The sequence below is a fragment of the Agrobacterium sp. SOY23 genome, assembly GCF_027212525.1.
In the GTDB taxonomy this organism is placed as follows: Bacteria; Pseudomonadota; Alphaproteobacteria; order Rhizobiales; family Rhizobiaceae; genus Agrobacterium; species Agrobacterium tumefaciens_I.
Genome location: NZ_JAPWDT010000001.1, coordinates 1 through 14623, shown reverse-complemented (window position 1 = coordinate 14623; position 14623 = coordinate 1). Strand labels below are relative to the sequence as shown.

Here is a 14623-nt window from a genome sequence, read left to right as displayed (position 1 = left end):
ACAAGGATGGGTAGATTTCAGCCGAAAAATCCGTCAGTCGGCGGTTTTTTGCGCCGTCAGAACGGCTTCGGCAATGGCACAGGCGCTGGTCACGTGATCAAGCGCGGCTTTATAAGCGGCGTCCCCGTCACCCTTCCGGATGGCCTCGACGATCTTTTCCATCTGGGCCGGACCTTCGGTATCACGGCTTTTCGTCTTGATCGTCATGGAGCGCAGATGATTGATCCGCACCGTCAGCAGATTGACGACGCCCCAGGCGACATGTCGGTCAATCTTGCTGAACAATGTCTGGTAAAAGGATGAGGTATGCGCCAGCACGCCCGGCATGTCCTTTGCGACATAACTTTCGCGGATGTGCTTGAGCGAAACCTCCAGTGCCTCGACAATGGCCGGGTCCCGGCGTTCGGCGCAAAGACGCGCCGCCATTCCCTCCAGCGCACCACGGATTTCGTAGATCTGCTTGGCCTCGTCGAGATCGAGCAGCGCAACCATCGGGCCTTTGTTCGGCAGGTTCGCCACCAGCCCTTCGGATTCCAGATGCCGCAGAACTTCGCGCACGATGGTGCGGGAAACACCGAGCTGGGCGCAGAGATCACGCTCCACGAGACGGTCGCCGGGGCGGAAATAACCATTCACGATCGCGTCCCGCACCTTGTCGAGCGCGAGTTCCCTCAGCGTCTTTGTCGGACGCTCAACACGAATGGCAGTTCCCTGCAAAGCACCGGTCATGGTATCACCTCGTTTGGCACATCCCGCCTGCGCTCGCCGCACGCCGAAGCAGGTTCTGGCTCTTGATATTATGGCGTACCAACTTATTTAGCCGTGCATCACCTTTATGGCAACAGCGGACGCACGGCGGGCAGCCTGACCAGCCCAGAATGCCTCATCCCATCCTTTCCGATGCATAAGAGCCAGGGCTGGGCGGAAACACCACCGTTCGGCTGCCGTTCAAAAATACGCGCCGATGAATATGGGCGTGGATGGCGCGCGCCAGCACCTGCGCCTCCACATCACGGCCGAGCGAGACATAATCCTCGGCCGACTGAGCATGAGTGATGCGAACGATATCCTGCTCGATGATCGGCCCTTCATCCAGATCGGCCGTCACATAATGTGCGGTCGCACCAATCAGCTTCACCCCGCGCTGATAGGCCTGCTTGTAAGGGTTTGCGCCCTTGAAGGAAGGCAGGAAGGAATGATGGATATTGATGATTTTGCCCGACATGGCCTCGCACATCCTGTCGGAAAGCACCTGCATGTAGCGCGCCAGCACGACGAGTTCCGTGCCGGTACTTTCCGCGATCTCCATGATCCGGGCTTCGGCCTGCGGTTTGTTTTCCTTCGTCACCGGAATGTGGTGAAAGGGAATGTCGTGATTGACCACCACCTTCTGGTAATCGAAATGGTTGGAGACGACGCCGACAATATCGATCGGCAAGGCGCCGATACGCCAGCGATAGAGCAGGTCATTGAGGCAATGGCCGAAGCGCGAGACCATCAGCAGAACCTTCATCCGTTCAGCCTGATCGTGCAGCGCCACCTCCATGCCGAATGTCTTCGAAATCGGTGCCAGCCCCGCCATCAGCTCATCCCGCGTCGCGCCTTCCTCGGAGATGAAACCCACGCGCATGAAGAAGCGACCTGTGCCGAGATCATCGAACTGCGAACTGTCAACGATGTTGCACCCTTTCTCCGCCAGCAGGCCTGAAAGGGCGGCAACGATGCCACGGGTGGATTTGCATGTTACGGTCAGGACGAAGTTCGTCATCTGGCGATCTCTCTGTCATCGATATGGGAAAAACCCGCGCGGTTTGAGGCGCGCGGGAAAAGCCGCAAGGGCGGCGGGGAAAACCGGGCTCAGACGTCGAGCGTGGTTTGATGCTCCCAGGCGGTGAACTGCGCGCAATAGCTGTTCCACTCACCCTGCTTGAGCTTCAGATAGGCCTTCGAGAATTCCATGCCGAGCGCCTGCTGCAACTCCGCATCCTTCTCATATTCGCGCAACGCATCGAGAAGATTGAGCGGCAGCTTCGGTGCATCCGTGACGGTATGACCTTCACGATACATGTCGATATCATAGTGCCGTCCGGGATCGGCCTTGGAACGGACACCGGAGAGGCCGGCGGCGATGATGATGGCCTGCAGCAGATAGGGGTTCACCGCACCATCCGGCAGGCGCAGTTCGAAACGCCCCGGCCCCGGCACGCGCACCATATGGGTGCGGTTATTGCCGGTCCAGGTCACCGTATTCGGCGCCCAGGTCGCGCCGGAAATGGTGCGCGGCGCGTTGATGCGCTTGTAGGAATTGACCGTCGGATTGGTGACGGCCGCAAGAGCGGATGCGTGTTTCATGATGCCGCCAAGAAAGGTCTTGCCCTTGGCCGACAGTCCGAACGGCATTGCCTTGTCGGCGAAGGCATTGACCTTGCCGTCGAGGTCCCAGACCGAGATATGGGCGTGGCAGCCGTTGCCGGTCAGCCCCTTGAACGGTTTGGGCATGAAGGTGGCACGCAGTCCGTGCTTTTCGGCAACGGACTTGACCATGAATTTGAAGAAGGAATGTTTGTCGGCGGTCTGCAGCGCGTCGTCATATTCCCAGTTCATCTCGAACTGGCCATTCGCGTCCTCATGGTCGTTCTGATAGGGCTTCCAGCCAAGCTCCAGCATGTAATCGCAAATCTCGGCGATCACATCGTAACGGCGCATGACGGCCTGCTGATCGTAGCAGGGTTTTTCCGCCGTGTCGTATTCGTCGGAGATTTTCGCACCGTCAGGCGAAATCAGGAAAAATTCCGGCTCGACACCTGTCTTGACCCGCAGCCCCTCGCCCGCCGCTTCCGCAATGAGCTTCTTAAGAACCACACGCGGCGCCTGCTCCACCGGCTGGTCTTCCATGACACAATCGGCAGCGACCCAGGCGACATCCTTTTTCCAGGGAAGCTGGATGACCGAAGAGGCATCGGGCACGGCGAAAAGATCAGGATGGGCAGGCGTCAGATCGAACCATGTGGCGAAACCTGCAAAACCCGCGCCGCCCCTTTGCATATCGGCGATCGCTTCCGCCGGCACCAGCTTGGCGCGCTGGCCGCCGAAGAGATCGGTATAGCTGATCATGAAATATTTGATGCCCTTTTCGGCAGCAAATTTGGAGAGGTCCAGTGTCACGTCATTCCCCTTTTTTTGGTATCAGACACTTCATTGAAAAAAGACGGGCACATCCTCCCAAATGCGCCCGTCCGTTCTTTATGGCTTAAAAGCTGCCTTTCCCCGGGAACCAGTTCGTTCCCGCCAGCGGAACCTGCGCCATGGCAGCCGCCTCCATGGTCAGCGCCACCAGATCTTCCGGCTCCAGATTGTGGAGATGGTTCTTGCCGCAGGCGCGCGCGATGGTCTGCGCTTCAAGCGTCATGACCTTCAGATAATTGGCAAGGCGGCGACCGGCCGCGACGGGGTCGAGGCGGGCGGCAAGCTCCGGATCCTGCGTGGTGATGCCGGCGGGGTCTTTGCCCTCGTGCCAGTCATCATAAGCGCCGGCCGTTGTGCCGAGTTTCTGATATTCCTCTTCCCAATGCGGATCATTGTCGCCCAGTGCAACCAGCGCCGCAGTACCGATGGCGACAGCATCGGCGCCGAGTGCGAGTGCCTTGGCAACATCGGCACCCGAACGGATGCCGCCGGAGACGATGAGCTGCACCTTGCGGTGCATGCCGAGGTCCTGCAGCGCCTGAACAGCTGGCCGAATGCAGGCCAGCGTTGGCATGCCGACATTTTCGATGAAGACATCCTGCGTGGCCGCCGTGCCGCCCTGCATGCCATCCAGCACCACCACATCGGCACCGGCCTTTACCGCCAGCGCCGTGTCGTAATAGGGCCGCGCGCCGCCGACCTTAATATAGATCGGCTTTTCCCAGTCGGTAATTTCGCGCAGTTCGAGAATCTTGATTTCCAGATCGTCCGGGCCAGTCCAATCGGGATGACGGCAGGCGGAGCGCTGGTCGATGCCCTTCGGCAGGTTGCGCATATTGGCGACACGATCAGAAATCTTCTGGCCAAGCAACATGCCGCCGCCGCCCGGCTTCGCGCCCTGGCCGACCACGACCTCGATGGCGTCCGCACGGCGCAGGTCTTTCGGGTTCATGCCGTAACGCGAGGGCAGATATTGATAGACCAGCGTCTGGCTGTGGCCACGCTCCTCATCCGTCATGCCGCCATCGCCCGTCGTCGTAGACGTGCCGGCGATGGTCGCGCCGCGGCCGAGCGCTTCCTTAGCATTGCCTGACAAGGCGCCGAAGCTCATGCCGGCAATGGTGATCGGCGTTTTCAGCGTGATCGGCTTTTTGGCGAAACGTGTGCCGAGCGTGACGGTCGTATCGCATTTCTCGCGGTAACCTTCGAGCGGATAACGCGAGATGGAAGCACCGAGAAACAGCAGGTCGTCGAAATGCGGAACCTTGCGCTTCGTGCCGGCGCCGCGAATGTCATAAATGCCGGTCGCCGCCGCGCGGCGGATTTCCGCCAGCGTATGATCGTCAAAGGTTGCGGATTTGCGCGGCGGGGTGAAGGGGTTGTGATAGCTCATCGGAATATCCCTCGCCTCAATACGCGTCGGCGTTGTCGATGTTGAAATTGTAGAGCGTGCGGGCCGAGCCATAGCGCTTGAACTCACCAGGGCTGACATCCGTGACGCCGGCCTTTTCGAGGAGTTCTGCAAGCTTTTCGAGATGTTCGGGCCGCATTTCCTTTTCGATGCAATCGGCACCCAGGCTCTTCACCGAGCCGCGCACGAAAAGCTTTGCCTCATAAAGGCTGTCACCCAGCGCATCGCCCGCATCGCCGCAGACGACGAGGTGACCGGACTGGCCCATGAAGGCGGACATGTGGCCGATATTGCCTTTCACGACGATATCGATGCCCTTCATGGAAATGCCGCAGCGGGAAGCGGCATTGCCCTTGATGACCAGAAGCCCGCCGCGCCCGGTGGCACCGGCATATTGCGAAGCATCACCCTCGATGACGACGGTACCGGACATCATGTTTTCAGCGACACCCGGCCCGGCCGAGCCGTGAACGGTGACGGTACCGCCATCATTCATGCCGGCGCAATAATAACCGACCGAACCGTGCACATCGACGGTGACGGGGCTGTCGATGCCGACAGCGACGGCATGGTGGCCGCGCGGATTGACGACTTCGAATTCGGTATCGTTGACACCGGAGGAAAGGCCGTGAAGTGCGCTATTCAATTCACGCAAAGGCGTGTGGGAGAGATCAAAAACTGGCATGGATTATGACTTTCAAAACAGGCGCCGATGACGGGTCTCAGGCGGCCTTTTCATGGTCCCAGAAATAGACGGTCGCCGGTTCCGGCTCCCACACGCGGGCGTTTTCAATGCCGGGCAGGTTGACGAGCGCGCGGTATTCCGAACCGAAAGCGACATATTGGTCGGTCTCGGCCATCACCGCAGGCTTGCAGGCGATGGGATCCCGCACCACGCCGAAACCGGATTTGGTGCCGACAACGAAGGTGAAGAAACCGTCGAGATCATCGAGCGCGCCCGTGAGCGCCTCGCCCAGATCCTTGCCCTTGGCCATCTCCGCCGTGAGATAGGCGGCGGCGACTTCCGAGTCGTTCTGGGTCTCGAACGTCATGCCTTCGCGCACCAGTGCGCGGCGCAGATTATTGTGGTTGGAAAGCGAACCGTTATGCACCAGGCACTGGTCGGCGCCGGTGGAGAAGGGATGCGCACCAAGCGTCGTCACTGCCGATTCCGTTGCCATGCGGGTGTGGCCGATGCCATGGGTGCCAGCCATGGAGCGCACGTCAAAGCGGGTGACCACATCCTTCGGCAGGCCGGTTTCCTTGTAGATTTCTACGCTATCACCGGAGCCCATCACCCGCACATTCGGGCGGATAGCGGCAAGAACCGCACGGATACCATCCAGCTTTTCGGACGGAATATCCAGAACCGCATGGGTGCTTTTCACCGTGACCGAGGCGTCAACGCCGTTTTCCTTCAGCGCCTCGGCGAGACCGGAAAAATCAGCGGCGGGATCGGCAGACTGGATCGTCACTTTCGCACGGCCATCGGCCGCACTTCCATAGATCGCGATCCCGGCCGAATCCGGCCCGCGATCGGTCATGGTGACCAGCATGTCCGAGAGCAGCTGACCCAGCTGCGGTTCAAGGCTTTTGTCTTTCAGGAATAGTCCAACAATGCCGCACATCGACAGGCACCTCCATTCGTTTCTGAATGAAGGGCTAACATATGGAATTCCGTTCCGTCAACTATCAGGAATATTTTTTTCTTCTAAGGCAAATTCTCAATCGTTGGTCATCCGCCTTTGCGGATAGGAAATGATCGACAGATAACGGGCAGGAAGTTTCACCAGCTCTTCCGGCCCGTGCGGCGCATCAGCGTCGAAAAACAGGCTGTCGCCGGCCTGCATGGTGAAAAGCTGCTCACCGTGGCGGTAAACCACCTCGCCTTCCAGCATGTAGAGAAACTCCATGCCTTCATGCTGGAAGGTCGGGAACACATCCGAATCCGTGGTCAGCGTGATGAGATAAGGCTCGACTGTGACGCCGCTGGTATTGTTGTCGATATGGCCAAGCAGGCTGTATTGATGGCCGGCGCGGGTGCCCCTGCGCTCGATATTCACGCCCTGCCCCGCCTTGACGAAGGTGGCGCTGCGCGGCTCCTCGAAACCGCGGAAGAAGGCCGTGATCGGCACGCCGAGCGCTTTTGAAAGCGTCTGCAGCGTGGTGAGCGACGGGGAGATATTGCCGTTCTCGATTTTGGAAAGCATGCCGACGGAAACGCCGGTGGCCGAAGCAAGATCGGTGACAGTGATGCCGAGCTTCTTGCGGTAGGCGCGCACCTCGTGGCCGATCGCCATTTCCAGATTGTTGACCCTTGGCTCGCGAACGGCATGCGGGTCCTGCGACGGGAACGCAGCTTCGGTCTTGGTGGCATCCTTGGCCATGGTGTCCTCCGGCAGTATCGTGTTTTCCCTTCCTTACAGGAAAACTATTTTAATCCCGAGGAAATCTTTGCCGCATGGCATTCGGCGTTTGACCGAACCGGGCCTTAAAACTTCCCGAAAAATGTCCGGCGCTGGAAAAGCCGGTGGCGAAGGCCACTTCCGCGATGGAGAGCGGGCTTTGCTCCAGCAATCGCCGAGCATGGTCGAGGCGGATTGCGCGGTATGTCTCCAGAAATGTCGACTTCATATGCGTCGCGAAAAGCCGGTCGAGGTGGCGCGCGCTTGTGCCCGCCAGCTTTGCCATGGTCTGCCGGTCGAGCGGGCTTTCAATGGTCGTTTCCATTTTTTCCAGCACGGTCAGCAAGGCCGGATGGTTGGTACCATAACGCTCCGCCGAAGAGCCGCGTTGTGGTGCACCGGGTTCGGCCACGGCCGTATGCAGATACCAGTCGCTGACACGCCTTGCAAAATGGGCGCCCATTCTCTGCGAAATCATCGCATGCATCATGTCGAGGGGCGCGACGCCGCCGGCGCAGGTGATGCGGTCTCCATCAATGACGAAGCGGGCTTGTCTGGGCGTGAGATGGGCGAACGCTTCCCGGAGCACCGGCGCGTGTTCCCAGTGGATCGTGAAATCGCGATTATCCAGCAGGCCTGCCGCCGCCAGCAGGTAAGCGCCGCTGGAAATACCGCCAATCCTGACGCCCTGGCGCGCCAGTCGCCGCAACATGCCGAACGAACCTTCCGCCACCACCCAGTCCTGCGGTCCACCGCCGGCGCAAACGAAGATCGTATGGCATCGCTCGCCCACCACGGCGAGTGACTGGCAGTCAACGAGGATTCCCGACGAACTTCTGATGGCTTCACCACCGAAGGACAAAGGCACGGCCTCATAAAGATCAGTCCCGGCGATGAGATTGGCGGCCCGAAGCGGCTCCGCCGCCGAGGCGTAGGACATCAGCGCAAAATTCGGGACAAGGATAAAACCGATACGCTGCGTGTTTTTTTGCTCGATAGCCGTCATGTCTCTTTTCTAGATCATAATGTCCCTTATCTGCAATCGTCTTTCGAATGGCCTCAGTAAGCTTGTGCGATATCGTTCGAGGTACGCAGATGCGCTATTCCGCCTTTTCCATTTTCAAGAACGGCCTTTTTGGCAACAAATCCTGGAAACCCGCATGGCGGGATGTGTCACCGAAACCGCATTATGACGTCATCATCGTAGGCGGCGGCGGGCATGGGCTGGCGACGGCCTATTATCTCGCCAAGGAATTCGGCATCACCAATGTCGCGGTGCTGGAGAAAAACTATATCGGCTCCGGCAATGTCGGCCGCAATACCACGATCATCCGCTCCAATTACCTGCTGCCGGGCAATAATCCGTTCTACGAGCTTTCGATGAAGCTGTGGGAAGGGCTGGAGCAGGATTTCAACTTCAACGCCATGGTTTCCCAGCGCGGTGTGTTGAACCTCTTTCACTCGGATGCGCAGCGTGATGCCTATACGAGGCGCGGCAATGCCATGCGGCTGCACGGTGTCGACGCCGAGTTGCTGGACCGCGCCTCGGTAAAGACCATGCTGCCGTTTCTCGATTTCGATAATGCACGCTTTCCCGTTCAGGGTGGATTGCTGCAAAGGCGCGGCGGCACCGTCCGTCACGATGCCGTGGCCTGGGGTTATGCGCGCGGCGCAGACAGCCGCGGCGTCGATATCATCCAGGGCTGCGAGGTGACGGGCATTCGCCGGGAAAACGGCGCGGTCGTGGGCGTCGAGACGAGCCGCGGCTTCATAGGTTGCGGCAAGCTGGCGCTGGCGGCGGCGGGCAATTCCTCTCAGGTCGCCGCCACGGCCGGGCTGAAGTTGCCAATCGAAAGCCATGTCCTTCAGGCTTTCGTGTCGGAAGGGCTGAAGCCCTTCATCGACGGCGTCGTCACCTTCGGGGCTGGCCATTTTTACGTCTCGCAATCAGACAAGGGCGGCCTCGTCTTCGGCGGCGATATAGACGGCTATAATTCCTACGCCCAGCGCGGCAATCTGGCGACGGTCGAGCATGTGGCGGAAGCCGGCAAGGCGATGATACCCGCACTCTCCCGCGTCCGGGTGCTGCGCTCCTGGGGCGGCATCATGGATATGTCGATGGATGGTTCGCCGATCATCGACCAGACCCCGATCGACAATCTCTATCTCAATGCCGGCTGGTGTTACGGCGGCTTCAAGGCGACGCCCGCCTCCGGTTTCTGCTTCGCCCATCTTCTCGCACGCGGCGCGCCGCAGGAAACGGCAACGGCCTTCCGGCTGGACCGCTTCCGGCGCGGTTATCTCATCGATGAAAAGGGCCAGGGCGCGCAGCCCAACCTCCACTAAATCTGTAGCGGGATTTCAGGCGAAAACCGCTCACACTTTTCGCCATCCCGCTATCTCGCGGATCAAGGACATTCGAAATGGCAAGTCTCGTGCCCTGCCCGCATTGCGGGCCAAGACCCAAGGAAGAATTCACCATCAAGGGTGCTGCCCTCGCCCGGCCCACGGCAGATGCTGGCACTGAGGAATGGTTCGACTATGTCTATCTGCGCGACAATCCGCGCGGAGCCTATGAGGAATATTGGCACCACACCTCCGGTTGCCGCCGCTGGCTGGTCGTCGCCCGCGATACCGTCACCCATGAGATATCCGCCTGCCGCGACACGGCCGACAAGACGAAAGTGACAAGCGCATGAGTTCCAACCGCCTGAAGACCGGCGGTCTGATCGACCGCTCCAAACCACTTTCCTTCACCTTCGACGGCAAGCCGATGTCAGGCTTTGCGGGCGACAGCCTCGCCTCCGCCCTGCTCGCCAATGGCCAGCAACTTGTCGGCCGCAGTTTCAAATATCACCGCCCGCGCGGCATATTGACGGCAGGCGCCGCCGAGCCGAATGCGCTGATGACCATCGGCAGCGGCGGCCGAACGGAGCCGAATACACGCGCCACCATGCAGGATCTTTATGTCGGGCTGGAAGCGAAAAGCCAGAACCGTTGGCCCTCGCTGGATTTCGATATCGGCGCGTTGACCGGCCTGCTGTCGCCCTTCCTCGGCGCGGGTTTCTACTACAAAACCTTCATGTGGCCTGCCGCCTTCTGGGAAAAAATCTACGAACCCTTCATCCGCAAAGCCGCCGGTCTCGGCAAAGCAAGCTACGAAGCCGATCCGGATACCTATGACAAATGCTGGGCGCATTGCGACCTGCTGGTGATCGGTTCCGGCGCGGCCGGGCTCGCCGCAACCCTTGCCGCAGGACGCGCCGGCGCGCGCGTCATCATTGTGGATGAACATTCCCTCGCAGGCGGCGGGCTTCTTTCCGAGACAGCGGCCATCGGCGGCAAGAGCGCTCCGGATTTCGCGGCGCAATGCTTCGCCGAACTCGACGCTTTGCCGAATGTAACGGTGCTGACGCGAACCACGGCCTTCGGCTGGTATGACGGCAACGTCTTCGGCGCGGTGGAACGGGTGCAAAAGCACCTGCCCGATCCGAAAGCACATGTGCCCGTGGAGCGCCTGTGGCGCATCGTCGCCAAACGAGCGCTGCTTGCAACCGGTGTGGAAGAACGGCCGCTGGTGTTCGGCGGTAACGATGTTCCCGGTGTGATGATGGCGGGCGCCATGCGCAGCTATCTCAACCGTTATGCCGTAAGCCCCGGTACGACGACGGCGATTTTCACCACCAACGACAGCGGATATGCGCTTGCCCGCGATCTGGAGGCGCAGGGCATCGCTCTTGCCGCCATCATCGACAGCCGTGAGCAGGGTAATCCGCGCTACGAAGGCAAGACGCGTGTCATCAAAGGTGGCGTCGTCTCGAATGCGCAGGGTGGCAAGGCGCTTTCCGCCATTGAGATATATGCAAATGGCCGCACGGAAAGCATGAATATCGATGCGCTCGCCATGTCGGGCGGTTTCAGCCCCGTTGTCCATCTTGCCTGCCATCGCGGCGGAAAACCGGTCTGGTCGGAAGACAATGTTGCCTTCCTCGCACCCGCCAATCTCAAGGGGCTAGAACTCGCCGGCGCAGTCTCCGCGACAAATGGCATCGCCGCCTGCCTTGAGGATGGCGCGCGAAAGGGTGCGGCGCTTGCGCAGGATCTCGGTTTTACAGCGACAACACCGACATTCGGCGGCGTGGAAAACGATGTCGTTGTCCCGCCCGCGAAAGCACTCTGGTCCATCCCCGGCATCAAGGCCAAAGCCTTTGTCGATTACCAGAATGATGTTCATCGCAAAGATCTCGGTCTCGCCGTCAGCGAAGGTTACGGCCATGTCGAATTGGCCAAGCGTTACACCACGAACGGCATGGCGACTGATCAGGGCAAGCTTTCCAACGTCAACGCCATCGGGCTGCTGGCCGAAGCGCGCGGCGTTTCCCCGGCGGATGTCGGCACCACCACGTTTCGGCCGTTCTACACGCCCGTCTCCTTTGGTGCGCTCACCGGCGCTTATCACGGCCGTCATTTCCAGCCGGTACGTAAATCGCCGCTGCACGGTTGGGCCGAAAAAAATAGGGCCATCTTCGTTGAAACCGGTCTCTGGTATCGCTCCTCCTGGTTTCCCCGCAAAGGTGAAAGCAGCTGGCGGGAAAGCGTTGACCGCGAAGTTCTGAATGTGCGCAAAAATGCCGGCCTCTGCGATGTCTCAATGCTCGGCAAGATCGAGATTTGCGGCAGCGACGCCGCCGAATTCCTTAACCGGGTTTATTGCAACGCTTTCCTAAAGCTGCCCATCGGCAAGGCACGATATGGCCTGATGCTGCGTGAAGACGGCATGATCTATGATGACGGCACCACCAGCCGGCTGGAGGAAAACCGCTTCTTCATGACGACCACCACGGCCTATGCGGCAGGTGTCATGAACCATCTGGAATTCTGCGCCCAGGCGCTCTGGCCGGGTCTCGACGTTCGGCTTGCCTCCGTCACCGATCAATGGGCGCAAATGGCGATTGCCGGGCCGAAGGCACGCGCCATTCTGCAAAGAATCGTCGATGAGGATATTTCCGACGAGGCTTTCCCCTTTCTTGCGGCCAAAGAAGTCTCACTATTTGGCGGGCAATTGCACGGACGCCTGTTCCGGATTTCCTTCTCCGGCGAACTGGCCTACGAGCTTGCCGTCCCGGCCGGTTACGGTGAAAGCGTTGCCGATGCACTGATGGAAGCAGGAAAGCCGGAGAACATCATGCCCTATGGTGTCGAGGCGCTTGGCGTGCTGCGCATCGAAAAAGGCCATGTCACCCACAACGAGATCAACGGCACGGCGGTGCCCGCCGACCTCGGCTTCGGCAAGATGGTCTCCACCACCAAGGCCGATTTCATTGGCCGGCGGATGCTGGAGCGCGAGGGGCTTTCCGCCACCGACCGTCCGAGCCTCGTCGGTGTCCTGCCGCTTGATCCAAAACAGTCCTTCCGCACCGGTTCGCATATTCTCGCCAGAGATGCCGCGGCAACGCTGGAGAACGATCAGGGTTATGTCACCTCCAGCGCATTCTCACCCCATCTAGGCTCAACCATCGGTCTCGCCCTCGTCAAGAACGGTCCGGAAAGACATGGTGAGGAGGTCATGGTCTGGAACGGCCTGCGCAACGAATTTACCCAAGCCCGCCTTTGCAACCCGGTTTTTGTCGATCCTCAAAACGAGAAACTCCATGTCTGATTTCAAGTCTGACTTCCGGCCGGCGCTCCGCCCGGTGCTGGGCGCAAAGGGAGCGATTGCCTCCACCGCCATCAAACTCTTCCCTTTGCCGGAAGGCGCGATCATCCACGTTCTGGCCGCACCCGGCGCAGCGGATCTGGAAGCCCGCCTTCGCGGCCTCACCATAGGCGATGTACGCGCGGTCTCACCGGGCCAATGGTTCATCGTCGGTGAACAGCCTCTGCCTCACGCTGATATGAAAGCGCTTCTTACAGCGCTCGAACCTCAGGCAACGGGTGTCGACCAGAGCCAGGGGCGCGTGCGCATCCGCATCGAAGGCAGGCTGAGCGACCGGGTACTGGCCAAAGGCACGGCGGTCGACCTGTCTCTCGCAGCCTTCCCGGTGGGACACTCCACCACGACGCTGATCGGCCACATCGCCGCCCACCTCACCCGCGTTGACGGACAGGTCTTCGAAGTCATCGTGCTACGCGGTTTTGCCGAAAGCCTGTGGGACGATCTTGCCCGGATGAGCCTCGAGTTCAATTGAGACGCGCAATTAGAGATACGGACGTGACAATAATCATTGATGGAAAAGCAACCGCCAGTTCGGTGATCGATACCGTCAGGCAGGCAAGCGCTACGCTCGAAGAACGCAGCGGCGTCAGGCCAGGACTGGCCGTCATCATAGTCGGTGACGATCCGGCGAGCCATGCTTATGTTAACTCCAAAAGCCGAATTGCCAGGGAATGCGGCTTCAAATCCGTGCAGCACACATTGACTGCGGAAACCAGCCAGAAGGAACTAGGCTCGCTTGTCGCCTCGTTGAATGCCGATCCGTCGATCCACGGCATCCTCGTGCAACTACCGCTGCCGAAGCCGTTGAACAGCGAGCCGATCATTCAGTCAATCCTGCCGGAGAAGGATGTCGATGGCCTGCATGTCGTCAATGCCGGCAAACTCGCCACCGGCGATCTTGAAACCGGCCTGGTGTCCTGCACGCCGGCCGGCGCCATGGTCTTCGTTCGTCGCACGCACGGGGAGGATCTTTCAGGCCTCAACGCCGTCGTCATTGGCCGCTCGAACCTGTTCGGCAAGCCGATGGCGCAGCTACTGCTAAACGCCAACGCCACAGTTACCATCGCTCACTCGCGTACCAAGAATCTGCTGGCCATCTGCCGCAACGCCGATATTCTCGTCGCAGCCGTCGGCCGCCCTGAGATGGTCAAGGGTGATTGGGTGAAGCCTGGCGCAACGGTCATCGATGTCGGTATCAACCGGATACCCGCACCCGAAAAGGGAGAAGGCAAGACACGCCTTGTGGGCGACGTTGCCTTTGATGAAGCCAGGACCATCGCAGCCGCCATAACGCCGGTTCCTGGTGGCGTCGGGCCGATGACGATCGCCATGCTGATGGCAAATACTGCGATTTCTGCATATCGAGCCGCTGGCGAGAAACCACCGCTGCTCTGATTTTGGCAAAGGATACGCTGCTGTTCTCGCTTCGCTTCCTTCTGGAAATTCCGGCCGCCTATCGCGCCGCCCGGAAGCCGCTACCATCAAGAAGCTGCAAAGCCACCACAACGAATTGACCGACGCCTATCGGCTCGAGCGCAGTAATGCCCGAGCCCATCTTGAGCCAAACGCCCGTTTTCACAGGCAGATCGCGGCGATGGCCGGCAGCCGCCGGCTGGGCGCCATTCTCGACAATCTATTCCGATGGTCACGCCCCCAAGCCCGACGACCTTTAAAACAGTCGCATACCATTCCAATTGGACTACCCGTATCATTCGCAAGCGACCGGATCATCGCAAGAACACAACCCAGAAAAAGGTATCACCGACGATCATGGATAAGCAGTCCGAGGTGCTGAAGCAGCACGATTATCTGGCAAAGCTCCGCGCCGGCGAGTTTGAGCTGGAGCACCAACGCAAAAAGGGCTCCGAGTTTCCCCGGAGCCCTATGATATAGCGTAGTGATATC

Annotated in this window: 14 protein-coding genes; 6 read left to right on the top strand and 8 right to left on the bottom strand. The window is 59.8% G+C overall.

Features of this window, described 5'->3' with window-relative positions; all coding sequences use genetic code 11:
• Positions 1-33: 33 nt before the first annotated feature.
• The 8 genes from O3S81_RS00065 to O3S81_RS00030 form a co-directional block, all read right to left on the bottom strand.
• Positions 34-729, bottom strand: coding sequence for a GntR family transcriptional regulator (locus O3S81_RS00065; RefSeq protein WP_173989702.1), 696 nt, complete (start codon positions 727-729; stop codon positions 34-36).
• Between the two features lie 154 nt (positions 730-883).
• On the bottom strand, positions 884-1768 hold the full coding sequence (purU, locus tag O3S81_RS00060) for a formyltetrahydrofolate deformylase (protein WP_269340125.1): 885 nt from the start codon (positions 1766-1768) through the stop codon (positions 884-886).
• An 89-nt stretch (positions 1769-1857) separates the two neighbouring features.
• The gene (gene glnT, locus O3S81_RS00055) at positions 1858-3165 is read right to left on the bottom strand and encodes a type III glutamate--ammonia ligase (protein WP_269340124.1); all 1308 of its coding nucleotides are present in this window, start codon (positions 3163-3165) and stop codon (positions 1858-1860) included.
• An 85-nt stretch (positions 3166-3250) separates the two neighbouring features.
• Complete coding sequence (locus O3S81_RS00050; protein ID WP_010973662.1) at positions 3251-4579, bottom strand: FMN-binding glutamate synthase family protein; 1329 nt, start codon at positions 4577-4579, stop codon at positions 3251-3253.
• Between the two features lie 16 nt (positions 4580-4595).
• Positions 4596-5282, bottom strand: coding sequence for a GXGXG domain-containing protein (locus tag O3S81_RS00045; RefSeq protein WP_269340122.1), 687 nt, complete (start codon positions 5280-5282; stop codon positions 4596-4598).
• 37 nt (positions 5283-5319) lie between these two features.
• Positions 5320-6225, bottom strand: coding sequence for a class II glutamine amidotransferase (locus tag O3S81_RS00040; protein ID WP_269340121.1), 906 nt, complete (start codon positions 6223-6225; stop codon positions 5320-5322).
• A gap of 96 nt (positions 6226-6321) precedes the next feature.
• On the bottom strand, positions 6322-6999 hold the full coding sequence (locus tag O3S81_RS00035; protein ID WP_269341364.1) for a helix-turn-helix domain-containing protein: 678 nt from the start codon (positions 6997-6999) through the stop codon (positions 6322-6324).
• 34 nt (positions 7000-7033) lie between these two features.
• Entirely contained in the window at positions 7034-8008 is a 975-nt protein-coding gene (locus O3S81_RS00030; protein WP_269340120.1) for a GlxA family transcriptional regulator, read from the bottom strand.
• A gap of 89 nt (positions 8009-8097) precedes the next feature.
• Here O3S81_RS00030 and O3S81_RS00025 point away from each other — a divergent pair, with 89 nt between their 5' ends.
• The 6 genes from O3S81_RS00025 (at position 8098) to O3S81_RS26585 (ending at position 14513) form a co-directional block, all read left to right on the top strand.
• Positions 8098-9348 (top strand): sarcosine oxidase subunit beta family protein, encoded by a 1251-nt coding sequence (locus O3S81_RS00025; RefSeq protein WP_269340119.1) that lies wholly within the window; start codon positions 8098-8100, stop codon positions 9346-9348.
• A 77-nt stretch (positions 9349-9425) separates the two neighbouring features.
• Positions 9426-9701 carry a sarcosine oxidase subunit delta gene (locus tag O3S81_RS00020; RefSeq protein ID WP_269340118.1) on the top strand — a complete coding sequence of 92 codons (276 nt, stop codon included), beginning with the start codon at positions 9426-9428 and terminating at the stop codon, positions 9699-9701.
• Positions 9698-12661, top strand: a complete 2964-nt coding sequence (locus O3S81_RS00015) for a sarcosine oxidase subunit alpha (RefSeq protein ID WP_269340116.1) — start codon at positions 9698-9700, stop codon at positions 12659-12661. The genes O3S81_RS00020 and O3S81_RS00015 overlap by 4 nt, the downstream gene beginning before the upstream one ends.
• Positions 12654-13190, top strand: coding sequence for a sarcosine oxidase subunit gamma (locus O3S81_RS00010; RefSeq protein WP_269340115.1), 537 nt, complete (start codon positions 12654-12656; stop codon positions 13188-13190). Before O3S81_RS00015 ends, O3S81_RS00010 begins: the two co-directional genes overlap by 8 nt.
• Positions 13191-13213: 23 nt before the next feature.
• Positions 13214-14113 carry a bifunctional methylenetetrahydrofolate dehydrogenase/methenyltetrahydrofolate cyclohydrolase FolD gene (gene folD / locus O3S81_RS00005; RefSeq protein WP_269340114.1) on the top strand — a complete coding sequence of 300 codons (900 nt, stop codon included), beginning with the start codon at positions 13214-13216 and terminating at the stop codon, positions 14111-14113.
• Positions 14061-14513, top strand: a complete 453-nt coding sequence (locus tag O3S81_RS26585; protein WP_442864870.1) for an FCD domain-containing protein — start codon at positions 14061-14063, stop codon at positions 14511-14513. Before folD ends, O3S81_RS26585 begins: the two co-directional genes overlap by 53 nt.
• The last annotated feature ends 110 nt before the right edge of the window (positions 14514-14623 follow it).